Raw genomic sequence first — 25,588 nt, forward strand, 5'->3', positions numbered from 1 at the left:
CAGCAAGGTTTCAGTTTGGATAGTGTCGATAGGCAGAAAGATTGGGTAGATTTTGCGCTTACGACACTAAACCATTATTAAGTTGGGATGATAACAAGACAACAGATATGAACGGTGAGTTTAACTTAATTGACAAATACTTCGTTGGTAAGCAAAAACAAAGAAAAGATGTTCTGTTAGCTGCTGGGGATGATTGTGCCATCGTTCAGGCGCCTGATAACCTTGCTATTGCTATCAGTACTGACACATTAGTTGAAGGGACACATTTCCTTAAAAATGCAGACCCTGCTTGGGTCGCTCACAAAGCGTTAGCCTCTAATATCAGTGATCTGGCTGCAATGGGAGCAACACCATCTTGGGTCTCTTTTGCTTTGACTATGCCAGAAGTTGATGAAGAGTGGCTTAAGCCATTTTGTGATGCCTTTTTCAAACTCGCAGATTATTATGACATTCAACTGATAGGCGGAGATACCACAAAAGGGCCTTTGGCCATTACACTCACCATTCAAGGTTTTGTTCCCGTTGAAGGGGCGCTAAAGCGCAGCGGGGCGAATGTTGGAGATTGGATTTATGTCACCGGTAATTTGGGCGACAGTAAAGCAGGGCTTGATGTTATTCTCGACAGCAACAAGCGCGAGCATCCGCATGCGGATGAGTTAGAGAAGCGACACTTTGTTAGCTCTCCAAGAGTACTTACCGGACAGGCGTTACAAGGTGTGGCAACGTCAGCTATTGATATTTCTGACGGTCTAATTTCTGACTTAGGGCACATATTAAAAAGTTCGAATGTCGGCGCGAGCGTTGATGTAAGCCAGTTGCCAATCTCTGATGAACTGGTGGCTTTTTTGGGTTCACAAGAGAAAGCTTTGCAGTACGCACTTTCAAGCGGTGAAGAGTATGAGTTATGCTTCACCGTTGACTCTAATGCCAAATCATCGTTAGAGACATTACTTGTACATACTGGAACACCTGTCTCCTGCATCGGAATGATCCGGCCTCAAGGTCGAATTGAACTGCATAGAGATGGAGAAGAATTAGATTGGGACTTAACTGGTTTCGATCACTTTAAAGGATAAGCATGACCCCTTTAGCACTGATTAACTTAAAAAATCCTTGGCACCTCTTAGCAACTGGCTTTGGCAGTGGGCTTTCACCGATTGTTCCGGGAACAATGGGAACATTAGCAGCGGTACCGTTTTACCTAGTTTTGGCTCTATTGCCTCTACCTCTTTATATCATCGCGGTCGCGGTATCTTGCCTTATTGGTATTAAAATTTGTCAGGTAACTTCAGATGATATGGGGGTCCACGACCACGGTGCAATCGTGTGGGACGAGTTTGCGGGTTTTTGGCTTACCATGTTAGTTGTACCGCTATTTCAGTTGTCGGTCACCGATTGGAAGTGGCTAATAACTGGCTTTGTGCTTTTCCGTTTCTTCGATATGGTGAAACCTTGGCCAATAGGCTGGTTGGACAAAAAGGTTCACGGTGGGCTAGGTATTATGCTCGATGACATAGTCGCTGGTGGTATGGCTGGTGTGGCTCTCTATTTTGTTGGCCATTTTGCTGGATGGTTAAACTAAAAAAGGTTCCGAAAGGAACCTTTTTTGCTACTTAAGTTTTTGTAAGTCCGCTTCTATCTCCGCTATTTTACTCGATACCACCTTTTCAAGATGCCTGAGATCGCTCAGTACCTTTTCCTTTAAGTCTACTTCTGCAATTTTCTCTGGTCGGGTAAGTGTGTTGAGTTCGTCGATAACTAAAGTAAGGTTTCGATTTATCTCCGTCACTTCTTTGTATTGATGACTGCCACTGTCCACCAATACGTTTTTTACTTGACGCGGATATTTAAACTTAACGCTTTTCGCGAACAACTCTCCTTTTTGTTTGCGAAAATAGATTTTTAACACATCCTTGTGAGCCTCCTGTCTTAAGGAGTAACGCTCGATTTGCTTAGGATCATGGATGCCTAAGCCAGTGAGGTTTGGAAACATAAGCGACCTCTTAGTGATTGATGTTGTCATACCCAAATCCTCTTAATGTTAGATTATTTGGGCTAATCTACCTTTAATGTAGCAGCCAAGTTTCGTGGTAGATAGTTGATTTTCTAACCAATAGTACAACTTGTGGGCGAGATCGCCTTCCGTACAGAGCGGCTATGGGGCAAGCTCAGCAACATTGGCTACTAAGGTTTCTCTTAGTGTAGCTTGCTGCTGCTCATTCAGCTGACCGCCCTGACCATCAGTGATGATAAACAAGTCCTCTGCTCGCTCGCCAATGGTCGTGATCTTAGCTGCGTGAAGAATGATGTTTAGGTTTGCAAAGGTCGCCCCTACCGTTGCCAAAAGGCCCGGGGTATCAAGTGCGACAAGTTCTAATAAAGTGCGTTTACGACTTTTTGTCGGTAGAAAATCAACTTTGGTTTTGACTTTAAAGTGCTGCAAGTTCCTAGGGATACGGCGAGTTTTTATCTTGGTCAGTCGGCCGTCTTGTAGTACGTGGGCTAAATGCTTTATCACGGCTTTGTGACGATTTTCTTCGATGGCGTCACCGTGTTGATCCAGTACGATAAAGGTATCGAGCACATATCCGTCTTTACTCGTCATTACTTGGGCGTCATGAACGTTAAAGTTGCGTCTGTCTAACTCAGCAACCACCGTGGCAAACAGTGCGCTTTGGTCTTTGCTATGAATAAATACCTCAGTGCCGCCGCGAGTCGCTTTTTTACTGATCAGGATTAATGGGACACTTAGGTCGTTATGATGCAGTAGGTGCATACCGTGCCAAGCGATCTGTTTATGGGTATGGCGAAGGAAATAGTCTGCTTTAAAGCGCTGCCATAGCAGTTCGATTTGACGTGCTGTAAATCCTTCTTTGCGCAACTGGGCCGAAGCCAGCTGTTGGTTGTGGCGAATGCGGTCGCGCACATCTACTGGGTTTTCTAACCCGCGTCGCAGCGCTCGTTGAGTGGAGTAAAAGAGCTCTGCTAACAGGGTGCGTTTCCAACTGTTCCACAGCTCGGGGTTTGTGGCACAAATATCGGCAACCGTCAGGCAGACGAGGTGCTCTAGATATTCTTCGTCTCTCACTTTTTTGGCAAACTCGGTGATCACTTCCGGATCGTAGATGTCGCGCCTTTGCGCCGTTACTGACATCAGTAAATGGTGTCTAACCAACCAAGATACCAAACGCGATTCTGGTTTGGACAAGCCGTGATCAATACAGAATTCATACGCTTCTTCCGCACCTATTTCTGAGTGGTCTCCGCCGCGTCCTTTTCCTATGTCGTGGAAAATTGCAGCGAGGATCAGAAGCTCTTTTTTCTGAATTCGAGGGTAAACTTCGCAACAAATTGGATGCTTATCGTGGTTTTTTGCATAGCTGAAAGTATTGATATGCTTTAGCAACCGGACACTGTGCTCATCGACGGTGTAAACGTGGAAGAGGTCAAACTGCATCTGTCCTACAATTTGGCTCCATTGCGGTAAATAGGCCGCTAGTACCCCGAGTTTATGCATTAATACGAAGGCTCGATGCAGGGCGTTTGGATGCCGACATAGCTCCATAAACTTTTCCCGTGCTGCGGGAATGGTATGTAGAAACTTATTGAGGCGTCTTCTAGCGGTTCTTAACTGGCGAAGTGTCGCTGGCGCAACACTTTCTATGGTTGAGTCGTTGGCGATATGCAGAAACATATCAAGTATGGTTTCTGGTCTCGCTTGGAACAGTGCGGGTTTTCTCGCTTCTATCAGTGGGCCGCGTCTTAAGAAGTCTTCACTGAGGATTTCTGGTTTGTCTTGCACACCATTATCTAAGATTGCTTGGTCAAAAATTTTAACCAACATTTTGTTGAGTTCTGCCACCCGTCGCAATGTTCGGTAGAACTCTTTCATCATCATTTCGACACCGCGGTTTCCTTCTCCCATATACCCCAAGTGTTCGGCGACTTGCGCTTGATGGGCGAAGGTCAGCCGGTTGTCGTAGCGTTTGAGTTCTATGTGCAGAGCAAATCTTACGCGCCACAAGAAATCCTGACATTCAACCAGTTCCCTATATTCCGCATCCGTAAGAAAGCCGTATTTGCTCATTTCGAGCAATGACGTAGCGCCAAAATGGCGACGAGCAATCCAGCTCAGTGTATGGATATCTCTCAACCCTCCAGGAGTGGATTTGATATCAGGTTCAAGGTTATACGTGGTGTCGTGATAGCGAGCATGGCGCTCTCTTTGTTCTTTAACTTTTCCTTTGTAAAAAACTTCACTGGGCCAAAATGAGTCGGAATGAATCACCAGTTTGAGCTGCTGAAACGTATCTTCGCATCCGCAAAGCAATCTGGCCTCTTGCAAATTTGTGGCGACAGTCAGGTCGTTGCGACCTATCTCGGCACACTCTTCGACGGTTCTCACAGCGTGCCCGACTTCTAAGCGCAGATCCCATAGTAGAGTAATAAACTCGCTGACTTTTGCTGCCAAACTATCGGGCAATGTCATTCTTGAAACGACTAAGATATCGATGTCCGAGAGAGGGTGTAGCTCACCTCTTCCATACCCCCCTACGGCAACCAAACTGATATGCGGATACTCTGCAAAGCCAAAATGTTCCCAAAGTCGATTAAGCATCAGGTCTATGAATTCCGCTCTGCCAAGGACTAAGTCTGTCACTGGATGGTGATTGAGAAACTCTTGTTTCTGAAAATGAGCAAAGGCTTCTAGTTGCGCTTTTAACTCGTCAACAGCTAGCTGGTTTGGTTCGAAGGTGAGGGGGCATTGATAGGACATATTGAGCAATCCGTGCTAAAGCAAAATCTAAATCCACTCTATACGTAACCTAGTGTTTGCTCAAGAAGCACGAGATTTATTTGGTTGAAAAAATCCCCGCCGAAGCGAGGATTTGAAAGGATTAAGCGTTGTTCATCAAACGGGGAATGGATTCTTCTTTGCGAAGAGTGAGAACCTCGCATCCATTTTTAGTCACCAGTAAAGTGTGTTCGTATTGCGCTGACTTTTTACCGTCTCCCGTGTACACGGTCCAGTCATCGGCTGCATCGACACTTACGCCAAATTTTCCGGCGTTAATCATAGGTTCTATGGTAAAGCACATGCCTTCTTTTAGAATGCGACGGTCGTTGTTTTTGTAGTGAACAACTTGAGGCTCTTCGTGGAACTCGTTGCCAATACCGTGTCCGCAAAAATCTTTTACAATAGAGAATTTGTTACGCGGGTTTTTCTTGTTGTTCTCTTTGATGTACTTTTCAATCGCTGTTCCGATATCACCGACCGTTGCGCCGGGCTTCACTTTTCGCATACCTACGTAAAGCGCTTCTTGAGTAACCATACACAAGCGTTTATCTGCGGGTGATACATCACCTACTAAGAACATTTTAGAGGTATCTCCGTGGTAACCTTGTGGACGCGTGCTTATATCTGCGCCTTCCTCATCAGGTACGATTACCGTGATATCGACATTGATGATGTCGCCATTTTTTAGCACCGCGGGTTTTAGTTGGCCGTTGCTCCCCACTTCATCGGCAACAGCCGGAATGCCGTGACAAACAATGTGATTAATGGAAGTACAGATGGATTTTGGGAACCCATGGTAATCAAGTGGCGCAGAGTATGCCCCTTTGTCGGTGGCGTAATCATGGCAGATCTGGTTTAGCTCTTCTGTCGTTACCCCTTCCTTTATATGAGGCTCGATCATTTCTAATACATCTGCTGCTAGCGCACCAGCAATGCGCATACGTTCTACTTCTTCTGCGGTTTTAATCTTGATTGACATGTACTTTCTCTACCAATTTGTTCTCTCTGCCATAGCAGTTTGCCGCATTCTATCAGGAAGAAATGAGAATGTGTATTTGTCTTAACCCACATTCTATATTTTGAATGCTAAACATAGTTACGAAGACAAAGTAGAAAAGGGCCATGGAAAAGTGCGCAGAAAGCAATTTTTACTGGCTTTGTGAGGCTAAAATATGGTATAAAGCGCGCCGGAAGCTGCTCTGATATCTTCAATTTGGCGATACCGAGTCAGTCTCCATAAACCAAATTATTGTTAAATCACACACATTCCGACACGTGTTCCGGGGTGCTTAGCGTTAAGTCTAGGTCGGTAACATGGGGAATGTGGAGGCCTAACCCCATAGAGGAATTTAAAATGGCAACTGTATCAATGCGCGACATGCTGAAAGCTGGTGTTCACTTCGGTCACCAAACTCGTTACTGGAACCCAAAAATGAAGCCATTCATCTTTGGTGCTCGTAACCGCGTTCACATCATCAACCTAGAAAAAACTGTACCTATGTTCAACGACGCTCTAGCTGAGCTACAAAAAGTTGGCGAGAAGAAAGGTAAAGTTCTTTTTGTTGGTACTAAGCGCGCTGCATCTGAAGCTGTTAAAGAAGCTGCAATCGCAAGCAACCAGTTCTACGTAAACAACCGCTGGTTGGGTGGTATGCTGACTAACTACAAAACTGTACGTCAGTCTATCAAGCGTCTTAAAGATCTAGAAGCACAGGCTCAAGACGGCACTTTCGACAAGCTAACTAAGAAAGAAGCTCTAATGCGTACTCGCGAAATGGAGAAGCTAGAGAAATCTCTTGGTGGTATCAAAGACATGGGTGGCCTACCTGACGCTCTATTCGTAATCGACGCTGACCACGAGCACATTGCGATTAAAGAAGCTAACAACCTAGGTATCCCAGTTTACGCTGTGGTAGATACTAACTCTAACCCAGACGGCGTTGACTACATCATCCCAGGTAACGACGATGCGATCCGTGCAGTTCAGCTGTACCTAAATGCTGCTGGTCAAGCGGTATCTGAAGGCCGTAACAAAGACGTTGCTGCTGTAGCTGAAAAAGACGGCTTCGTAGAAGCTGAATAATAACGGCTCTGTGTCACACTTGGTCTATGTGAAACCTAGTTGTCGCATAAACTAAGTTATAGTTAGCATCAGGGGCCACTTGAAGGCCCCTGATTTTTACCTTATCCGGAATCAATGAGGAATAGAGAATGGCTGTTACTGCTGCTCTAGTTAAAGAACTGCGCGATCGTACTGGCGCAGGTATGATGGAATGTAAGAAGGCGCTTGTTGAAACTAACGGCGACGTCGAACTAGCAATTGAAAACATGCGTAAATCAGGCGCTGCAAAAGCTGCTAAGAAAGCAGGTAACGTAGCGGCTGAAGGTGCGATCATCATTAAAGACGCAGACGGTGTTGCAGTTCTTCTTGAAGTTAACTGCCAAACTGACTTCGTTGCTAAAGACGGTAACTTCACTGCATTTGCAGAGAAAGTTGCAGAGACTGCTCTAGCTTCTAAAGCGACTGTTGAAGAGCTAGTTGCTCAGTTTGAAGAAGAGCGCGTAGCTCTAGTTGCTAAAATCGGCGAAAACATCAACATCCGTCGCGTACAATACGTTGAAGGTGCTGCTATTTCTTCTTACCGTCACGGTGAGAAAATCGGTGTTGTTGTTGCTGGTGAAGGCGATGTTGAAACACTTAAGCACGTTGCTATGCACGTTGCTGCTTCTCGTCCAGAGTTTGTTAACCCTGAAGACGTACCAGCAGACGTTGTAGAAAAAGAGAAAGCAGTTCAAGTTGAAATCGCAATGAACGAAGGCAAGCCAGCTGAAATCGCTGAAAAGATGGTTGTTGGCCGCATGAAGAAGTTCACTGGCGAAATCTCTCTAACTGGTCAGCCTTTCGTTATGGAACCTAAGAAATCTGTAGGTGAAATCTTGAAAGAGCGCGGCGCTTCTGTTTCTACTTTCGTTCGTCTAGAAGTTGGCGAAGGTATCGAGAAGAAAGAAGAAATGAGCTTCGCTGAAGAAGTTGCACTAGCGCAAAAAGGTTAATCCTTAGCGAATTGTGTAAAGATTAGACCGTGGCCATGGCTGCGGTCTTTTTATGAATAATTGTCATCAATATAGACTTAGCGTTACCGAGCCTCTATTGATGACTGTTAATCAACAAACTCTCTTTGGAAGGTAAACTCCATGACTACGAACCCTAAACCAGCATATCAACGTATTCTGTTAAAATTGAGCGGTGAAGCTCTGCAAGGCGAAGAAGGCTTTGGTATTGATCCAGCGATCCTTGATCGCATGGCTCAAGAAGTAAAAGAATTGGTTGAGTTGGGTGTTCAAGTTGGTGTCGTTATCGGTGGTGGTAACCTGTTCCGTGGCGCTGGTCTTGCTGAAGCGGGCATGAACCGTGTTGTTGGCGATCACATGGGTATGCTGGCTACAGTGATGAATGGTTTGGCTATGCGCGACGCTCTTCACCGTGCTTATGTTAATGCTCGCGTTATGTCTGCAATCCCTTTGAAAGGCGTATGTGACGATTACAACTGGGCTGACGCTATTCGCGAACTGCGCCAAGGTCGCGTTGTTATCTTTTCTGCAGGTACAGGTAACCCATTTTTTACCACTGATTCTGCTGCTTGTCTTCGCGGTATTGAAATTGAAGCGGATGTTGTGCTTAAAGCCACAAAAGTTGATGGTGTATTTACAGCAGACCCAGTAGCCAACCCTGATGCAGAGCTGTATGATAACCTTTCATTTGGTGAAGTTCTTGAAAAGGAACTAAAAGTAATGGACTTGGCCGCATTTACGCTGGCGCGTGACCACAAAATGCCAATTCGAGTATTTAATATGAACAAGCCAGGCGCTCTTCGTCGCGTGGTAATGGGAGAAGCTGAAGGGACTTTGATCTCTTAACAGCTGAATGCTTACCGAGGTAGTGGCCTCGGTATTGCCATGTTTTACTCCCTATTATACTTTCACTTAGAAAGACACATTTAAGGTGATATTGTGATTAACGAAATCAAACAAGACGCTCAAGAGCGTATGGAAAAAAGCGTAGAAGCGCTAAAAAACAACCTTTCTAAAGTGCGTACTGGTCGTGCTCACCCGAGCCTGCTTTCAGGTATTAACGTAGAGTACTACGGCGCTCCGACTCCTCTTAATCAGGTTGCTAACGTTGTCGCTGAAGATTCTCGTACTTTGGCTATTACTGTATTTGACAAAGAGCTGGCTCCGAAAGTAGAGAAAGCAATTATGATGTCTGATCTGGGTCTAAACCCAATGTCTGCTGGTACAGTAATTCGCGTTCCACTTCCTCCGTTAACGGAAGAGCGTCGTAAAGACTTGGTTAAAATTGTACGCGGTGAAGCTGAAGGTGGCCGCGTTGCGATTCGCAACGTTCGTCGCGACGCAAACAATGATCTTAAGGCTTTGTTGAAAGACAAAGAGATCTCTGAAGATGAAGATCGCAAAGCACAAGACGAAATTCAGAAGATTACAGATGCAGCGGTTAAAAAAGTGGATGAAGCACTTGCTGCAAAAGAAAAAGAGTTGATGGAAGTATAAGCCTCTGTTTCTCACACTTTAAACGCTGTGCTCACAGCACAGCGTTTTTCTATGTTAGGCTTTGACCCTCGCTGCTTACAGAACCTCTATATGCAAAACCAGAACTCCTCTCCCATTGCGCTCTCAGAGCAAATTGCCGATCAACTTCCACAACATATCGCCATTATTATGGACGGCAACGGCCGATGGGCTAAAGCTCAGGGTAAGCCACGTGTCTTTGGCCATAAAAACGGTGTTACAGCTGTTCGCAAAGCGATATCGACGTCTGCAAGGTTAGGAATTAAAGCTGTTACTCTGTTCGCTTTTAGTAGCGAAAACTGGCGCCGTCCTGAAGAGGAAGTGGGCTTATTAATGGAGTTGTTTATTTCGGTTCTTTCCACCGAAGTGAAAAAACTGCATAAAAACAACTTACGTCTGCGAATTATTGGTGATAAATCAAGGTTTAGCGAGCGCCTTCAACAAAAAATCGAACATGCCGAAAAGCTTACAGAAACGAATACTGGTATGGTAATCAACATTGCTGCCAATTACGGCGGTAAATGGGATATCTTAGAGGCGACAAAATCAATCGCGAGAAAAGTTGCCAACGGTGAACTCGATGCCGATGCGTTGACAGAAGAACTCATGACAGATCATTTGACCATGGCGGACTTACCTGAAGTGGATTTGATGATTCGAACGAGTGGTGAATGTCGCATCAGTAATTTTATGCTGTGGCAGATGGCTTATGCCGAGCTCTACTTTACCCCAGAGTTTTGGCCCGATTTTAATGAAGAAAGCCTGATAGAAGCAGTGACTTGGTTTGTTAATCGAGAACGTCGTTTTGGCTGTACCGGTGAACAAATCAAGACATTGATGGAAAGTCAGTAAAGGATCATTTGGATTTGAAACTAAGAATAATCACTGCACTTATCCTTGCGCCCCTAGTCATTTTGGGGATTTTTGAGTTACCTCTTTTAGGATTTGTTTTTGCTATTGCAGGAGTCTGTTTTCTCGGCTTGTGGGAGTGGACACAGTTTGTCAAAGGCAGCTCTAGAGTGGTGTCTATGGCCCCTAGCCTTATTGCAATAGCAGCGCTTCTCTATTTTGTTCCTGTTGACAATGAGAGCTTGAAAAACGTTAGCTCAAGCCACTATGGCATATTGTTGGTAGGATCGCTTTGGTGGATCATCGCCAGTGCTCTTGTCGTCACCTATCCCAATTCCAGTCGCTTGTGGGAAGGCTCTCGTCTATTACGGCATCTATTTGGCTTTTTAACTCTGGTGCCTTTTTTCTTTAGTGTCATTTTGCTAAGAGCTGAAGTTGTGGAAGGGGATGCTTATCACGGTGCCAAACTCGTCCTTTTTGTCTGCTTGTTGGTTTGGGCGGCGGACAGTGGCGCTTATTTTTCCGGTAAGAGTCTAGGGCGTCGTAAGATGGCCCCTCAGGTCAGCCCAAATAAAACCATTGAAGGACTCATCGGTGGCGTTATTACCGCATTAGCTGTCGCTTGGTTGGCCGCAGATTGGTTTTCTATCGAATTTAGCAGTCCTTTAACTATGGTTATCATTACTTTAGCAACAGTGGTTATCTCGGTATTGGGCGACCTAGTCGAGAGTATGTTTAAGCGAGTCTCTGGAATCAAAGACAGCAGTAACATTATACCTGGGCATGGCGGAGTACTCGATCGGATAGATAGTTTGACCGCAGCATTTCCGGTTTTTGCCTTTCTCTACTTCTTATTCTAATAAAATAGGATGAATAAGAGATCATCCCAGATAATATTGGCTGGTTGCTATGCATAAATTGACAATCTTAGGTGCTACAGGTTCTATTGGTAGCAGCACTCTTAAAGTCATTGACCAAAATTCGGAGCAATTTTCGGTTGTTGCCTTGGTTGCGGGGCAAAACGTAGAGAAAATGCGAGAGCTTTGCATTAAGTACTCGCCAAAATATGCAGTCATGTCTACACCTGAAGCTGCTCACCAGCTTGAACGGACATTAAACTCTGCGGGCGCTAAGATTGAAGTACTGTATGGTGAAGCGGCCATGAGTATGGTTTCTTCTTTAGAAGAAGTCGACACTGTGATGGCGGCCATCGTAGGCTCTGCTGGGCTAATGCCAACCATGGCCGCAGTAAAAGCGGGCAAGCGCGTGCTTTTAGCCAACAAAGAGGCTCTGGTGATGTCTGGTCAGTTGTTTATCGACGAAGTGAAGCGTTCAAATGCTCAGCTACTTCCAGTGGATAGTGAACACAACGCGATCTTCCAATGTCTGCCACCTGCTACTCAGTCTCAACTCGGCCATTGCGATCTTGCATCTCAAGGTATTTCTCATATTTTACTAACCGGGTCCGGCGGCCCCTTCCGCTATAGCGATCCAAGTACGTTAGCTGACGTTACGCCAGCACAGGCGATCGCTCACCCCAACTGGTCAATGGGACCAAAAATTTCTGTAGATTCAGCCACTATGATGAATAAAGGGCTGGAATATATCGAGGCTCGTTGGTTGTTTAACACTCAACCAGAACAACTAAAAGTCTTGATACATCCTCAATCTGTTATTCACTCAATGGTCCAATTTTTGGATGGTTCGGTCATCGCACAAATGGGGGAGCCTGATATGGCGACTCCAATCGCTTATGCTATGGCATACCCAAATCGCGTTAACGCAGGGGTATCAGCATTAGATTTTACTCAGATTGCTGAACTCACTTTTATGGCTCCGGATTATTCGCGTTACCCATGTCTAAAACTGGCTATGGACGCTTGTTTTGAGGGGCAGCACGCAACCACTGCTCTTAATGCTGCTAACGAAGTGGCCGTTGACGCCTTTTTGAATGAGCGGTTGCGGTTCACGGAGATAGCCAAGTTAAATCACTCGGTAGTAGACAAAATTTGTGCGACTCATACTCAAGTACAAAGCAATAACTTGGAAAGCTTATTAGAGCTGGATAAAATGGCAAGACTCTATGCCAAGGAACTGATTACTGGACACGCATTATGACCGGAATTTTATGGAACTTTGTCTCTTTTATTGTCGCTCTTGGCATCTTGGTCGCAGTGCACGAGTTTGGTCATTTTTGGGTCGCACGTCGTTGTGGCGTTAAAGTAGAAAAGTTCTCAATTGGCTTTGGCCGCTCAATTTGGAGCAAAGTGGGTAAAGATGGTACAGAATACACCATTTCGATTATCCCTTTGGGTGGCTTTGTCAAAATGCTTGATGGACGAGTGGACAATGTTCCCGATAGCGAACAAGCGTATGCGTTTGACAAGAAACCACTGTGGCAACGCACATCGATTGTAGCCGCTGGTCCAGTTTTTAATTTTCTTTTTGCTCTGGTCGCGTACTGGATAGTCTTTATTATGGGTGTGCCAGCAGTAAAGCCTGTAGTGGGTGAAGTTGCCCCCTATTCTATCGCTGCTGAAGCAGGAATAGAGTCTGGAATGGAACTTAAAGCCGTCTCTGGCGTCAAAACCGCAGACTGGGAATCAGTTAATATGGGTTTGATCGGTCATATCGGTGATGACTCAATGACATTGACTGTATCTTCTCCCGATAGGCTTGGCGTTGAGGAAGTGATCACTCTTGACCTAGCCAAATGGAACTTTGACCCAGAAAAAGAGTCTGCTATGTGGGCCTTGGGTTTTAAGCCTTATACCCCAGCAGTATCTCTTACTCTAGCGACCATTTCTGAAAATGGTGCAGCTTTTAAAGCTGGCTTTAAAGTAGGAGATAAAATTATTGCGATCGATGGCAGTGACATCACTAAGTGGGAGCAGGTGGTGGAAGCTATTCGAACGAATGCTAACGCAGCTATCTCTGTTGATGTGCTGAGAAACAGCGAACGGTTAAATTTAGTTTTAACGCCGGATAGCCGTAAGCAAGGTAGTGGTGAACTTATTGGTTTTGCTGGAATCGCTCCTGAGGTCGCAGAATGGCCTGAAAACTATCGATTTGATCTCCAATATGGTGTATTTGAATCAGTTGGAAAAGCAATAGATAAGACAGTTCAAGTTATTGAACTCACCATCAGTATGATTAAAAAACTACTGGTGGGTGATGTAGGGTTAAACAACCTCAGTGGGCCAATTTCTATAGCTAAAGGGGCCGGAACAACAGCCGACTATGGATTGGTGTACTTTTTGGGATTCTTGGCTTTAATCAGTGTCAATCTCGGAATTATTAATCTTGTTCCGCTGCCAATGCTTGATGGCGGACATTTGCTCTTTTTTGCCATAGAGGCAGTCATAGGAAAGCCCGTACCAGAAAAGGTACAAGAAATGGGTTATCGAATTGGTGGTGCCATTATTTTCTCATTGATGGCTGTAGCATTATTTAATGACTTTACCCGACTCTAGACTGGGTAAAGGTGTAGTAAGGAATAACTAAAACAAAATGGCGATCAAAAAAACTCTATTTGCCACGTTATTAGCGACAAGCGTAGCGGCAAATGGTGCGGAAAACTTTGTTGTTCAAGATATAAAGATTGAAGGTTTACAAAGGGTGGCCCTTGGTGCGGCTCTTTTAAACATGCCAGTTCGTGTCGGCGATACCATCGGTGGTCAGGATATTGCGGATGCAATACGCGCTCTTTATGCTTCGGGTAACTTTGAGAATGTACAAGTTCTGAGAGATGAGAGTGTCCTAGTTGTTAAAGTCACTGAGCGCCCAACTATCGCGAGTATTTCCTTTTCGGGTAATGAAGCGATTAAAGAAGAACAACTAAAGCAGAACTTAGATGCTTCGGGTCTTCGCGTTGGTGAGGCGTTAGATAGAACCTCATTAAGCAAAATTGAGAAAGGCCTTGAAGATTTTTATTACAGCGTTGGTAAGTACAATGCCAGTGTCCAAGCGGTTGTTACTCCTCTACCTCGCAATCGCGCCGATCTAAAGTTTGTGTTTAGTGAAGGTGTTTCCGCGAAAATTCAGCAGATCAACTTTATTGGTAACCAAGTTTTTACCGATGAGGAGCTGTTGGGCCGATTTAACCTTAACGTTGATGTCGCTTGGTGGAACTTCCTGTCTGACGACAAGTACCAAAAACAAGTTTTAGCAGGCGATATTGAGGCACTTCGCTCTTACTATCTAGACCGTGGCTACTTGAAGTTTCTTGTCGATTCTACCCAAGTAGCAATTTCTCCAGATAAAAAAGGTGTATACATCACCTTGGGTATTGAAGAAGGCTTACCTTATACAGTCAAAGACGTTAACTTCCGAGGTGAGCTGTTAGGAAAAGAAGGCGAGTTCAAACTATTAACGCCTTTTGAAATTGGTGAGACGTACAATGGCAGTCAAGTCACTGCACTTGAGGACGAGATCAAGCGAGTACTTGGCGAGTCGGGATACGCATACCCTAAAGTCTTTACTATCCCTGAGTTTGACGATGAAAATCAGCAAGTTACTCTGACTGTTAACGTCGAAGCCGGCAAGCGTATTTATGTTCGCGATATCCGCTTTGTCGGTAACAACTCGACTAAGGATGAAGTCTTACGTCGAGAAATGCGTCAAATGGAAGGAAGTTGGCTTAACTCTAAGTCGATTGAAACGGGTAAAAGCCGTCTTAATCGCTTGGGTTTCTTTGAGACCGTTGATGTCCAGACCGTCCGTGTACCGGGTAGTGACGACCAAGTTGATTTGGTCTACAACGTGAAAGAAGCCAACTCAGGTAGTGTCAATTTTGGTATTGGCTATGGTACTGAGTCCGGTATCAGTTTTCAGGTAGGTCTGCAACAAGATAACTTCGCGGGTACTGGTAACCGAGTCGGTATTAACGCTATGATGAATGACTACCAAAAGAATGTGAGTGTGGAATATCGCGACCCATACTGGACCCTTGATGGTGTTAGTTTAGGCGGAAAAGTATTCTACAACGAGTTTGAAGCATCCGAAGCGGGTATTATCGACTATACCAACACCAGCTACGGCCTAGAGTTAACGCTGGGCTCATGGTTAGATGAGTTAAACCGATTTGAGTACGGCATTGGTTACACGCACAATAATATTGGTAATGTACCAACTCATGATCAGGCACAGCTGTTTACACGTAGCATAGGTCAGGCTGGTCAGAATGAAATTCAAACCGGTGATATTGATATCAACCTTGCATGGACAAGAAATAACCTTAACCGAGGCTATTTCCCGACCGCGGGTAACTATCAAAGGGCATTTGCCAAAATGACAGTACCGGGCTCCGACGCTCAGTACTTTAAACTACAGTATGATGTTAGACAGTATGTTCCACTGACCAAAAAGCATGAGTTTAGTCTCTTAATGCGCGGTCGTTTAGGTTATGGTAACGGCTACGGTCAGTCGGATGGGAATGACAATGTTTACCCATTTTACGAAAACTACTATGCTGGTGGCTTTACGTCCTTACGTGGTTTCCGTTCTAATACAGCTGGCCCAAGAGCGGTTTACACAAACAATAGTGGCTCGTGCGGTAACAATGGTTGTACTACTGCCACAGATGATTCGGTAGGTGGTAATGCCGTTGCTCTCGCTAGTATGGAGTTGATTTTCCCAACTCCGCTAGTTTCTGATGAAGTGAGAAGTCAGATACGTACCAGCGTCTTTGTAGATGCGGCAAGTGTTTGGGATACCGAGTTTACCTATCGAGATGGTATCGATAGCCCATTTTACTATGACTACTCAGACCCAACAAACTACCGAGCTTCATATGGTGCAGCTTTGCAATGGATGTCCCCAATGGTCCATTGGTCTTCTCTTTAGCTAAACCAATCGAAAAGTATGAAGGTGATGACGAAGAGTTCTTCACCTTCACAATTGGCCGAACCTTCTAATGAGGAATTACAAGTGAAAAAAATGGCAAAAGTAGCAGGTATCAGCCTAGCACTTCTTTCAACGTCTCTATTTGCTAATGCTGCTGAAGCGGCTCAAAAAATTGGTTACATCAACTCGGCTCAGGTTTTCCAAACCATACCGCAGCGCGAAGTAGTACTGCAAAAAATGCAGGCTGAATTTAAAGAAAAAACCGACGAGCTTAAAGCCATTCAAGCTAAAGCGAAAACAAAAATAGAGAAGCTCCAGCGCGATGGCGAGCTGTTGGGTGACGAAGAAGTTGCAAACCTTCGCTTAGAAATAGGCCAACTAGACAATGAGTATAAGCTTAAAGCTCAAGCTTTAGATAAGGCGAGCAAAAAGCGTGAAGCTCAAGAAACGCAGAAGCTGTTTAAAGTAATCCAAGACAAAACTCAGGAAATTGCTGAAAAAGAAGGCTACGACATGATTGTTGAGGCAAAAGCCCTTGCTTATGCTAAACCTGAAGATGATATTTCTGAAAAAGTGATTAACGCACTGAAATAATTATGACAACGTTGACTTTAGCCGAACTGGCAAAAATTACTGGTGGAGAACTTCACGGTAACAGTGAAGTACAGGTATCTAGAGTTGCGCCTATGGATAAGGCCGGTGAGGGGGATGTGACCTTCTTGTCGAATTTGAAATACGCTAAACACTTGTCTGAATGCAAGGCAAGTGTTGTTATGGTGAAAGAGGCGCAAAAAGAGGCCTGCATTGGCAACGTCATCGTTGTTGATGACCCATACGTAGGGTATGCAAAAATTGCTTTAGCTTTGGATAGTACTCCGCCACCTGCGACTGAAATAGCGCCTTCAGCGGTCATTGCTGAAGATGTAATTCTAGGAAAAAATGTCAGTGTTGGTGCTAATGCTGTTATCGAATCTGGCGTTGAGCTGGCGAACGGTGTGGTTATTGGCGCAGGTTGCTTTGTCGGTAAAAATGCGAAAATTGGTGAAAACACTAAGTTGTGGGCCAATGTCAGTGTTTATCACGAAGTGACGATAGGCAGTGACTGCCTCATCCAATCCAACAGTGTGATTGGTTCGGATGGTTTTGGCTATGCTAACGAAAAAGGTGAGTGGATCAAAATCCCTCAAGTAGGTAGTGTTGTAATTGGCAATCGAGTCGAGATCGGTTCATGTACGACTATCGATCGCGGAGCGCTAGATGACACTATCATTGAAGACAACGTGATTTTAGATAATCAGTTGCAGATCGCTCACAACGTGCACATCGGATATGGTACAGCGATGGCTGGTGGTACAGTAGTCGCAGGTAGTACCAAAATTGGTAAATACTGTATTATCGGTGGTGCGGCCGTGATTAATGGTCATATTGATATTGCTGATGGTGTGACCATTACAGGGATGGGGATGGTTATGCGTAGCATCACTGAAAAAGGTGTCTACTCCTCTGGTATCCCATTACAGACGAACCGAGAGTGGCGTAAAACCGCGACACGAGTTCATCGAATTGATGATATGAACAAGCGTCTGAAAGCGGTGGAAAAGCTGCTAGATCAGAACGAGCAATCCTAGCTCTTCTGATAAAAAGACTCGCTTAGTGCGAGTCTTTTTATCTATTTATGCTTGCATGAAATACGGATACTGACCTTTGAATAAGTCAAAGGTCAGTATCCGAAAATATTTTAAGATTGAACATAGGAATATGACTTTGACTACTGAAACTAAAACCATGAATATTACAGAAATTCAGGAACTTCTACCGCATAGATATCCATTCCTGATGATTGATAAAGTGGTTGATTTTCAAGAAGAAAAATACCTAACAGCAATTAAGAATGTATCAGTGAATGAACCTCAGTTCACAGGTCATTTTCCTCAACTTCCAGTATTTCCTGGTGTGCTGATTTTAGAAGCAATGGCCCAAGCGACAGGACTACTGGCCTTCAAATCGTTCGGTGCACCTTCTGAAAACGAACTATACTATTTCGCTAGTGTCGATAATGCGAAGTTTCGCAGACCGGTTACTCCGGGTGACCAGCTCGTTATTGAAGTCGAGTTTATTAAAGAACGTCGCGGGATTGCGGCTTTCAATGGTGTGGCCAAAGTGGATGGTGAAGTCGTTTGTTCTGCAGAGCTAAAGTGTGCTCGTCGAGAGTTCTAATATGATCCATGAAACAGCGAAAATTCACCCTGCTGCAGTGGTGGAAGAAGGTGCCAAAATTGGTGCAAATGTAACGGTAGGTCCATTTACTTACATCACACAAGATGTAGAGATAGGTGATGGAACAGAAGTTATGTCCCATGTAGTCATTAAGGGGAAAACGGTCATTGGCAAAGATAACCGCATTTTTCCTTTTGCCATTGTGGGCGAAGAAAACCAAGACAAAAAGTACGGTGGCGAAGAAACCACGGTAGTTGTTGGCGATCGCAATGTTATTCGCGAAAGTGTGCAGATTCACCGCGGAACTACACAAGATAAAGCGACCACGGTGATTGGTGATGATAACTTGCTGTGTGTGAATGCACACATTGCTCACGATTGTGTCGTCGGCAATCACACCCATATCGGTAATAATGCCATCTTGGGTGGACATGTCACTGTTGGCGATTACGCTGGTGTAATGGCACTTTCTGCCATTCATCCGTTCTGTGAAGTCGGTGCATACGCTTATATCGGTGGCTGTAGTGCAGTAGTGCAAGATGTTCCGCCTTATGTCCTTGCACAAGGTAATCACGCCAAACCATTTGGTTTAAACCTTGTCGGTTTGAAGCGCAACGGATTTGAAAAGTCAGAGCTGCGCGGGTTGAACAAGGCTTATAAAGAGATTTACCGCTCAGGTAAAACGCTAGAAGAGGTGAAACCTTTGCTAGCGGAAATGGCCGAAGAGTGCGCACCAGTTAAAGGCTTTTGCGAAATTTTAGAGCGAACTGAACGTGGTATCATTCGTTAAAGTACGAATGGCAATTTAATTCAAAAAGATCGTTGCTCCATGAGTAGCGGTCTTTTTCTGTTTTATATGCCCGAAAGCAATAGAGGCAAAAATGAAAAAACCATTGCGTATTGGTGTAATAGCAGGTGAACTTTCTGGTGATACCTTAGGTGAAGGTATGATCAAAGCAATCAAAGCACAACATCCCGACGCAGAGTTTGTAGGGATTGGTGGGCCGAAGATGATAGCGCAAGGGTGCACATCTCTTTTTGATATGGAAGAGTTGGCGGTTATGGGCTTGGTAGAAGTTCTAGGGCGTCTTCCTCGTCTGCTTAAAATCAAAGCAGAGCTGATTCGTTACTACACTGAAAATCCACCTGATGTTTTTGTTGGTATCGACGCGCCAGACTTTAACTTAAGAGTTGAAAAAGATTTAAAGCAAGCGGGAATTAAAACGGTTCACTATGTTAGCCCATCGGTTTGGGCATGGAGACAGAATCGCATCCACGGCATTGCCCAAGCCACCAATTTGGTTCTAGCATTTTTGCCGTTTGAAAAAGCCTTTTACGACAAGTTTTCAGTACCTTGTGAGTTTATTGGACATACCCTTGCAGACGCCATTCCACTTGTGGTTGAAAAGACACCCGCAAGAGAATTACTCCAGCTAGACGAAGATAAAAAATGGTTAGCCGTTCTGCCGGGAAGCCGTGGTAGTGAAGTTAAAATGTTGGCGCCACCCTTTATTGAGACCTGTCAGCGCCTATACAAAGACAATCCCAATTTGGGGTTCGTGGTTGCGGTAGTAAACGAGAAACGCCGAGAGCAGTTTGAACAAGTCTGGAAAGAACAAGCACCAGAACTCGATTTTGTACTGGTTAATGATACGGCGAGAAATGTTATATCGGCAGCAGACGCCGTTATGCTGGCCTCAGGTACGGTTGCTCTAGAGTGTATGTTGTTAAAGCGCCCTATGGTGGTTGGGTACAAGGTTAACGCTTTAACGCATTTTATCGCGCGCAGATTGGTGAAAACTAAGTATGTTTCCCTGCCTAATATTTTGGCTGACGAAGAGCTGGTTAAAGAATACTTGCAAGACGACTGTACTGTTGAGAACCTTTACCTCGAAACGTCGGCGCTGCTAAACACGGATTCTCACCCAATGGTAGAGAGGTTTACAGAAATGCACCACTGGATCCGCAAAGACGCAGATACACAAGCTGCAAATGCAGTACTTTCATTGATTAAGCGAAGTAGTTAACTATGGCGACCAAACCAAAAATTGAATTTCCCCCGTTTGAATATCCAGAAGGGTATCAAAGATTTGCTGGCGTAGAGAGGTTGGTCGTGGGCCATTAGTTGGTGATGTGGTTACTGCTGCCGTCATTTTGGATCCCAATAACCCGATTGAAGGGTTAAACGATTCAAAAAAACTGTCAGAGAAAAAGCGGTTAGCTTTGCTACCAGAAATCAAGGAAAAGGCACTGGCGTGGTCAGTAGGACGTTGTTCTCCAACAGAAATCGATGAACTGAACATACTGCACGCGACCATGCTGGCTATGCAGCGGGCGGTTGAAGGTCTAAAGATTCAACCTGATTTTGTCTTAGTTGATGGAAATCGAATCCCTGAATTGACCGTTAACGCTCAAGCTATTGTTAAAGGGGACCTCAGAGTTGCCGAAATCAGTGCGGCTTCAATTATTGCTAAAGTTGTGCGAGACCAAGAAATGGAAGAACTGGACAAACGTCATCCAGAGTTTGGATTTGCCAAGCACAAGGGGTATCCAACCAAGGCCCACTTTGAAGCAATTGAGCAGCACGGCGTAATCGAAGAGCATAGAAAGAGTTTTAAACCCGTGAAAAAGGCACTGGGTCTGGCTGACTAGTCAGATTTAGTTCAAGGAAAATATACCCTGAAGATAGCCATCTAATTTTAAGTTATTTAGAATGACCTATCGCTTTTAGATGCTGTCGTGATATCCGGAACCTATTGATGTCAGATCCCAAATTTATTCATTTACGAGTCCACAGTGACTTTTCCATGGTTGATGGACTTTCCAAAGTACCTCCTTTAGTAAAAAAGGTAGCGGAAATGGGGATGCCTGCCGTGGCGCTCACCGACTTTACCAACTTATGTGGTTTGGTAAAGTTTTATGGGACAGCACACAGTTGCGTATAAAGCCGATTATTGGCGCTGACTTTTCCGTTCAATCTGCCGAGTTTGGGGAAGAACTGACCAAGCTCACCGTGCTGGCGGCAGACAACCAAGGTTACAAAAATTTAACGCTACTGATTTCAAAAGCTTACTTGAGAGGTCACGTTCAACACCAACCCGTGATTGATAAAGAGTGGCTAGCGGAGCTTTGTGAAGGGCTAATACTCATCTCAGGTGGTAAGGATGGAGATGTCGGCAAAGCCCTACTGAAGGGAAATCAGCAGCTCGTTTCTGAGTGTGTTCAGTTCTACAATCAGTACTTTCAAGACAGGTTTTATCTAGAGTTAACCCGAACCGGCCGCGCAGACGAAGAAAACTATCTACACTTCGCACTTGATTTAGCAGAGCAATCAGAATTGCCTGTTGTTGCGACCAATGACGTCGTCATTCTTGATGATTCACTGTTTGATGCACACGAGATACGAGTAGCTATTCACGATGGCTATACCTTAGAAGATCCTAGACGTCCAAAAAACTATAGCCCACAGCAGTATCTTCGCAGCGAAGAGGAGATGTGTGAGCTCTTTGCAGACATTCCCGAAGCGCTAGAAACAGTGTTGAAATTGCCAAGCGATGTAATGTCACCGTGCGTTTGGGAGAGTACTTCCTTCCCGCTTTCCCAACGGAAGGTATGGAAGAGACAGATTTTCTGGTTAAGAAATCTCAAGAAGGTTTGGAAGAGCGTTTAGAGTTTCTGTTTCCCGATGAAAAGACCAGACTAGAGAAAAGGCCTGAATACGATGATCGACTTCAAATTGAACTCGATGTAATCAACCAAATGGGCTTCCCCGGTTACTTTTTGATCGTGATGGAGTTTATTCAATGGTCTAAGGATAACGCTATCCCTGTTGGACCGGGGCGTGGTTCCGGTGCCGGATCTCTCGTTGCTTATGCTCTAAAAATTACCGATCTCGATCCGTTAGAATACGATCTACTCTTTGAGCGATTCCTTAACCCTGAACGTGTTTCCATGCCCGATTTCGATGTCGACTTTTGTATGGACAAACGAGACCAGGTTATCGACCACGTGGCTGAGATGTATGGTCGTGATGCGGTATCGCAAATTATCACTTTTGGTACTATGGCCGCTAAAGCGGTTATCCGCGATGTAGGACGAGTGCTCGGCCACCCATTTGGCTTTGTTGACCGAATTTCTAAGTTGGTACCGCCTGATCCGGGAATGACGTTAGAAAAAGCGTTTAAAGCGGAACCTGCGTTACCTGAGTTATACGAGGCAGATGAAGAAGTCAAAGAACTCATCGACATGTGTCGTATTCTTGAGGGCTGTACTCGAAACGCGGGTAAACACGCGGGTGGTGTTGTTATTTCGCCAACCACAATTACAGATTTTGCTCCAATTTACGCCGATGCGGAAGGTCATTTCCCCGTTACGCAGTTTGATAAAAACGATGTAGAAACAGCGGGACTGGTTAAGTTTGACTTCTTGGGTCTGCGTACGCTGACCATTATCGATTGGGCGCTGGGGCTCATCAATCCGAGATTAGAAAAAGAGGGTAAAGAGCCCGTTCTGATTGAATCCATACCGCTAGAAGATGACGCTTCATTTAGGCTATTGCAAAATTCAGAAACCACAGCGGTATTCCAGCTCGAATCTCGGGGCATGAAAGAGCTAATTAAACGTCTACAACCAGACTGTTTCGAAGATATTATCGCACTGGTAGCACTCTTTCGTCCGGGTCCTTTGCAATCGGGAATGGTTGATAACTTTATCGACCGTAAGCACGGCCGCGAGGATATCTCCTATCCAGATGAAAAGTGGCAGCATGAGTCATTAAAAGAGATCCTTGACCCGACCTACGGCATTATCCTCTATCAGGAGCAGGTAATGCAGATTGCGCAGGTTCTCGCCGGTTATACCCTTGGTGGTGCGGATATGCTCCGCCGAGCTATGGGTAAGAAAAAGCCGGAAGAGATGGCAAAGCAGCGCGCCGTGTTTGAAGAAGGCTCGGTGAAAAACGGGGTTGATGGCGAACTCGCCATGAAGATCTTCGACTTGGTAGAGAAGTTTGCTGGCTACGGCTTTAACAAATCTCACTCAGCGGCCTATGCTCTGGTTTCTTATCAAACGCTTTGGCTAAAGACACACTACCCAGCCGAGTTTATGGCGGCGGTTATGACAGCCGATATGGATAACACTGAAAAAGTGGTAGGACTGGTTGATGAGTGTCAGCGCATGAAGCTGACCGTGTTACCGCCAGATATTAACTCGGGTCTGTATCGTTTTAACGTCGATGAAGATGGGTCAATCGTTTATGGTATCGGCGCAATTAAAGGGGTAGGTGAAGGTCCTATTGAAGCGATTTTAGAAGCTCGCCAGAAAGATGGATACTTCAAGGACCTATTTGATTTTTGTGCCCGTATTGACCTGAAAAAAGTCAATAAACGCGTTATCGAAAAGCTCATTTATGCAGGGGCGTTAGACCGCTTAGGGCCGCACCGAGCTGCGATGATGGCATCGCTAGACGATGCGGTAAAAGCGGCTAGCCAACACCACCAAGCTGAAGCATTTGGTCAATCTGATCTGTTTGGCGTTCTGACTGAATCCCCAGAAGAAGTGGAGAGTAAGTATACCAAAGTACCGCCTTGGCCAGAAAAAGTATGGTTAGAGGGAGAACGGGATACACTTGGCCTTTATTTGACCGGGCACCCAATAAATGCCTATATCAAGGAACTAGGTAAGTATACGAGTTGTCGATTAAAAGATGCGACACCAACAAGGCGCGATCAATCTGTGACACTTTCCGGTTTGGTTATTGCCGCTAGGGTTATGACGACTAAACGCGGCAGTCGTATCGGTATCATGACTCTAGATGACCGAAGTGGGCGCATCGAGGTGATGTTGTTCTCAGATGCGTTAGATAGATATGCGGAACTACTAGAAAAAGATAAAATTTTGGTGGTTTCTGGACAGGTCAGCTTTGATGATTTCAATGGTGGTCTTAAAATGTCCGCGCGAGAAGTTATGGATCTCGGAACGGCGCGCGAAAAATATGCGCGTGGCCTGTCGGTTTCCATCGATGCGACTCAAGTAGACGAATCATTTTTCGAGCGCTTCAGTAAAGTACTGGAGCCTCATCGAGCTGGTAGTGTCCCTGTTAATGTGTATTACCAGCGCGACGATGCTCGTGCGCGTTTGACGCTGGGCACAGAATGGCGAGTAACGCCGAGCGATACTCTGCTAGACGAATTAAAACAACTGCTTGGAAAGAACCAAGTAGAACTCGAATTTAATTAATATTCGGTGACCGATGTTGCCGAGTCAAAAAGGATCCGTAGATGAGCCTAAACTTTCTAGAATTTGAAAAGCCAATTGCTGAACTTGAAGCGAAAATTGAAGCCTTGCGTGATGTATCTCGTCACGGCGGAGACTCAGGTATCGATCTAGATAAAGAAATTGCGCAGCTTGAAAAGAAAAGTCTGGAACTAAAGAAGAAAATTTTCAGTGATTTAGGCGCTTGGGAAACGGCTCAAATGGCTCGTCACCCACTGCGTCCTTACACCCTAGATTATATTGAGCACGCTTTTACAGAGTTTGAAGAGTTGGCTGGTGATCGCGCCTACGCCGATGATAAAGCCATTGTTGGTGGTATCGCGCGCCTAGAAGGTCGTCCTGTTATGATCATTGGTCATCAGAAAGGCCGTGAAACGAAAGAAAAAGTGATTCGCAACTTCGGTATGCCAAAACCAGAAGGTTATCGCAAAGCACTGCGTTTGATGGAAATGGCTGAGCGCTTCAAAATGCCGATCATCACATTTATCGATACAGCAGGTGCTTACCCAGGTGTTGGCGCAGAAGAACGCGGTCAATCTGAAGCTATTGCGACAAACCTAAAAGTGATGGCTGGCCTTAAAGTGCCTGTTATCTGTAACGTCGTTGGTGAAGGTGGTTCTGGTGGTGCGCTTGCGATTGGTGTTGGCGATTACGTAAACATGCTTCAGTACTCGACGTATTCAGTTATTTCGCCAGAAGGTTGTGCCTCTATTTTGTGGCGCGATTCAGATAAAGCTCCACAAGCAGCAGAAGCGATGGGTTTGATTGCTCCGCGTCTAAAAGAACTAGAGCTTATTGACGAAATTATTCCAGAGCCACTGGGTGGTGCTCATCGAGACCATATCCAAATGGCTGCTAACATGAAAGAAACGCTACTTCGTCAGTTACAAGAACTAGAGCAGTTCCAAGCAGAAGATTTGTTAGAGCGTCGTTACCAGCGCCTAATGAGTTACGGTTACTGCTAATTTGAAAACAATGATTAAAAAGGCTGACCCATGGTCAGCCTTTTTTATTTGTCTT

Annotated in this window: 19 protein-coding genes and 3 pseudogenes; 19 read left to right on the top strand and 3 right to left on the bottom strand. The window is 45.0% G+C overall.

What is annotated here, in order from left to right:
• Positions 1-107: 107 nt before the first annotated feature.
• Both thiL and pgpA read left to right on the top strand, forming a co-directional pair.
• The gene (thiL, locus tag BLO31_RS19590) at positions 108-1,076 is read left to right on the top strand and encodes a thiamine-phosphate kinase (RefSeq protein ID WP_070970841.1); all 969 of its coding nucleotides are present in this window, start codon (positions 108-110) and stop codon (positions 1,074-1,076) included.
• A 2-nt stretch (positions 1,077-1,078) separates the two neighbouring features.
• Complete coding sequence (pgpA, locus tag BLO31_RS19595; protein ID WP_070970793.1) at positions 1,079-1,582, top strand: phosphatidylglycerophosphatase A; 504 nt, start codon at positions 1,079-1,081, stop codon at positions 1,580-1,582.
• A 27-nt stretch (positions 1,583-1,609) separates the two neighbouring features.
• On the opposite strand, the gene BLO31_RS19600 is transcribed toward pgpA, so the two are convergent.
• The 3 genes from BLO31_RS19600 to map form a co-directional block, all read right to left on the bottom strand.
• Positions 1,610-1,993: a DUF3461 family protein gene (locus tag BLO31_RS19600; protein ID WP_070970796.1), complete on the bottom strand. Its 384-nt coding sequence runs from the start codon at positions 1,991-1,993 to the stop codon at positions 1,610-1,612.
• 162 nt (positions 1,994-2,155) lie between these two features.
• The gene (glnD, locus tag BLO31_RS19605; RefSeq protein ID WP_070970798.1) at positions 2,156-4,777 is read right to left on the bottom strand and encodes a bifunctional uridylyltransferase/uridylyl-removing protein GlnD; all 2,622 of its coding nucleotides are present in this window, start codon (positions 4,775-4,777) and stop codon (positions 2,156-2,158) included.
• Positions 4,778-4,898: 121 nt separating this feature from the next.
• The gene (gene map / locus BLO31_RS19610) at positions 4,899-5,777 is read right to left on the bottom strand and encodes a type I methionyl aminopeptidase (RefSeq protein WP_070970801.1); all 879 of its coding nucleotides are present in this window, start codon (positions 5,775-5,777) and stop codon (positions 4,899-4,901) included.
• A 375-nt stretch (positions 5,778-6,152) separates the two neighbouring features.
• Here map and rpsB point away from each other — a divergent pair, with 375 nt between their 5' ends.
• From rpsB to accA, 17 genes and pseudogenes are all read left to right on the top strand, one after another.
• Positions 6,153-6,881 carry a 30S ribosomal protein S2 gene (gene rpsB / locus BLO31_RS19615; RefSeq protein WP_070970803.1) on the top strand — a complete coding sequence of 243 codons (729 nt, stop codon included), beginning with the start codon at positions 6,153-6,155 and terminating at the stop codon, positions 6,879-6,881.
• A 128-nt stretch (positions 6,882-7,009) separates the two neighbouring features.
• On the top strand, positions 7,010-7,852 hold the full coding sequence (gene tsf / locus BLO31_RS19620; protein ID WP_070970805.1) for a translation elongation factor Ts: 843 nt from the start codon (positions 7,010-7,012) through the stop codon (positions 7,850-7,852).
• A gap of 141 nt (positions 7,853-7,993) precedes the next feature.
• Entirely contained in the window at positions 7,994-8,716 is a 723-nt protein-coding gene (gene pyrH, locus BLO31_RS19625; protein ID WP_070970808.1) for a UMP kinase, read from the top strand.
• Between the two features lie 93 nt (positions 8,717-8,809).
• Entirely contained in the window at positions 8,810-9,367 is a 558-nt protein-coding gene (gene frr, locus BLO31_RS19630; protein ID WP_070970810.1) for a ribosome recycling factor, read from the top strand.
• 90 nt (positions 9,368-9,457) lie between these two features.
• On the top strand, positions 9,458-10,237 hold the full coding sequence (locus BLO31_RS19635) for an undecaprenyl pyrophosphate synthase (RefSeq protein WP_070970844.1): 780 nt from the start codon (positions 9,458-9,460) through the stop codon (positions 10,235-10,237).
• A gap of 14 nt (positions 10,238-10,251) precedes the next feature.
• Positions 10,252-11,094, top strand: a complete 843-nt coding sequence (locus BLO31_RS19640) for a phosphatidate cytidylyltransferase (protein ID WP_070970847.1) — start codon at positions 10,252-10,254, stop codon at positions 11,092-11,094.
• A 49-nt stretch (positions 11,095-11,143) separates the two neighbouring features.
• Positions 11,144-12,352 carry a 1-deoxy-D-xylulose-5-phosphate reductoisomerase gene (gene ispC, locus BLO31_RS19645; RefSeq protein ID WP_070970813.1) on the top strand — a complete coding sequence of 403 codons (1,209 nt, stop codon included), beginning with the start codon at positions 11,144-11,146 and terminating at the stop codon, positions 12,350-12,352.
• Positions 12,349-13,707: a sigma E protease regulator RseP gene (gene rseP / locus BLO31_RS19650; RefSeq protein WP_070970816.1), complete on the top strand. Its 1,359-nt coding sequence runs from the start codon at positions 12,349-12,351 to the stop codon at positions 13,705-13,707. Before ispC ends, rseP begins: the two co-directional genes overlap by 4 nt.
• Before the next feature lie 37 nt (positions 13,708-13,744).
• Positions 13,745-16,149: pseudogene (gene bamA / locus BLO31_RS19655) on the top strand (outer membrane protein assembly factor BamA).
• Between the two features lie 13 nt (positions 16,150-16,162).
• On the top strand, positions 16,163-16,672 hold the full coding sequence (locus BLO31_RS19660; protein ID WP_070970817.1) for an OmpH/Skp family outer membrane protein: 510 nt from the start codon (positions 16,163-16,165) through the stop codon (positions 16,670-16,672).
• A gap of 2 nt (positions 16,673-16,674) precedes the next feature.
• Positions 16,675-17,706 (top strand): UDP-3-O-(3-hydroxymyristoyl)glucosamine N-acyltransferase, encoded by a 1,032-nt coding sequence (lpxD, locus tag BLO31_RS19665; RefSeq protein WP_070970821.1) that lies wholly within the window; start codon positions 16,675-16,677, stop codon positions 17,704-17,706.
• Positions 17,707-17,842: 136 nt separating this feature from the next.
• Positions 17,843-18,295 carry a 3-hydroxyacyl-ACP dehydratase FabZ gene (gene fabZ, locus BLO31_RS19670; protein ID WP_070970850.1) on the top strand — a complete coding sequence of 151 codons (453 nt, stop codon included), beginning with the start codon at positions 17,843-17,845 and terminating at the stop codon, positions 18,293-18,295.
• 1 nt (position 18,296) lies between these two features.
• The gene (gene lpxA, locus BLO31_RS19675; protein WP_070970824.1) at positions 18,297-19,085 is read left to right on the top strand and encodes an acyl-ACP--UDP-N-acetylglucosamine O-acyltransferase; all 789 of its coding nucleotides are present in this window, start codon (positions 18,297-18,299) and stop codon (positions 19,083-19,085) included.
• Between the two features lie 91 nt (positions 19,086-19,176).
• Positions 19,177-20,322 carry a lipid-A-disaccharide synthase gene (lpxB, locus tag BLO31_RS19680; RefSeq protein WP_070970827.1) on the top strand — a complete coding sequence of 382 codons (1,146 nt, stop codon included), beginning with the start codon at positions 19,177-19,179 and terminating at the stop codon, positions 20,320-20,322.
• 2 nt (positions 20,323-20,324) lie between these two features.
• Positions 20,325-20,947, top strand: a pseudogene (gene rnhB, locus BLO31_RS19685) (ribonuclease HII).
• Between the two features lie 107 nt (positions 20,948-21,054).
• A pseudogene (dnaE, locus tag BLO31_RS19690) lies at positions 21,055-24,532 on the top strand (DNA polymerase III subunit alpha).
• A gap of 41 nt (positions 24,533-24,573) precedes the next feature.
• Complete coding sequence (gene accA, locus BLO31_RS19695) at positions 24,574-25,533, top strand: acetyl-CoA carboxylase carboxyl transferase subunit alpha (protein WP_070970830.1); 960 nt, start codon at positions 24,574-24,576, stop codon at positions 25,531-25,533.
• Positions 25,534-25,588: the final 55 nt, after the last annotated feature.

It is taken from the genome of Vibrio sonorensis (assembly GCF_001854765.1).
In the GTDB taxonomy this organism is placed as follows: domain Bacteria; phylum Pseudomonadota; class Gammaproteobacteria; order Enterobacterales; family Vibrionaceae; genus Vibrio; species Vibrio sonorensis.

Coding starts and splice junctions, on each gene's coding strand:
- thiL (WP_070970841.1), top strand. CDS start 108: ATGAACGGTGAGTTTAACTTAATTGACAAATACTTCGTTGGTAAGCAA.
- pgpA (WP_070970793.1), top strand. CDS start 1,079: ATGACCCCTTTAGCACTGATTAACTTAAAAAATCCTTGGCACCTCTTA.
- BLO31_RS19600 (WP_070970796.1), bottom strand. CDS start 1,993: ATGTTTCCAAACCTCACTGGCTTAGGCATCCATGATCCTAAGCAAATC.
- glnD (WP_070970798.1), bottom strand. CDS start 4,777: ATGTCCTATCAATGCCCCCTCACCTTCGAACCAAACCAGCTAGCTGTT.
- map (WP_070970801.1), bottom strand. CDS start 5,777: ATGTCAATCAAGATTAAAACCGCAGAAGAAGTAGAACGTATGCGCATT.
- rpsB (WP_070970803.1), top strand. CDS start 6,153: ATGGCAACTGTATCAATGCGCGACATGCTGAAAGCTGGTGTTCACTTC.
- tsf (WP_070970805.1), top strand. CDS start 7,010: ATGGCTGTTACTGCTGCTCTAGTTAAAGAACTGCGCGATCGTACTGGC.
- pyrH (WP_070970808.1), top strand. CDS start 7,994: ATGACTACGAACCCTAAACCAGCATATCAACGTATTCTGTTAAAATTG.
- BLO31_RS19635 (WP_070970844.1), top strand. CDS start 9,458: ATGCAAAACCAGAACTCCTCTCCCATTGCGCTCTCAGAGCAAATTGCC.
- ispC (WP_070970813.1), top strand. CDS start 11,144: ATGCATAAATTGACAATCTTAGGTGCTACAGGTTCTATTGGTAGCAGC.
- rseP (WP_070970816.1), top strand. CDS start 12,349: ATGACCGGAATTTTATGGAACTTTGTCTCTTTTATTGTCGCTCTTGGC.
- lpxD (WP_070970821.1), top strand. CDS start 16,675: ATGACAACGTTGACTTTAGCCGAACTGGCAAAAATTACTGGTGGAGAA.
- lpxA (WP_070970824.1), top strand. CDS start 18,297: ATGATCCATGAAACAGCGAAAATTCACCCTGCTGCAGTGGTGGAAGAA.
- lpxB (WP_070970827.1), top strand. CDS start 19,177: ATGAAAAAACCATTGCGTATTGGTGTAATAGCAGGTGAACTTTCTGGT.
- accA (WP_070970830.1), top strand. CDS start 24,574: ATGAGCCTAAACTTTCTAGAATTTGAAAAGCCAATTGCTGAACTTGAA.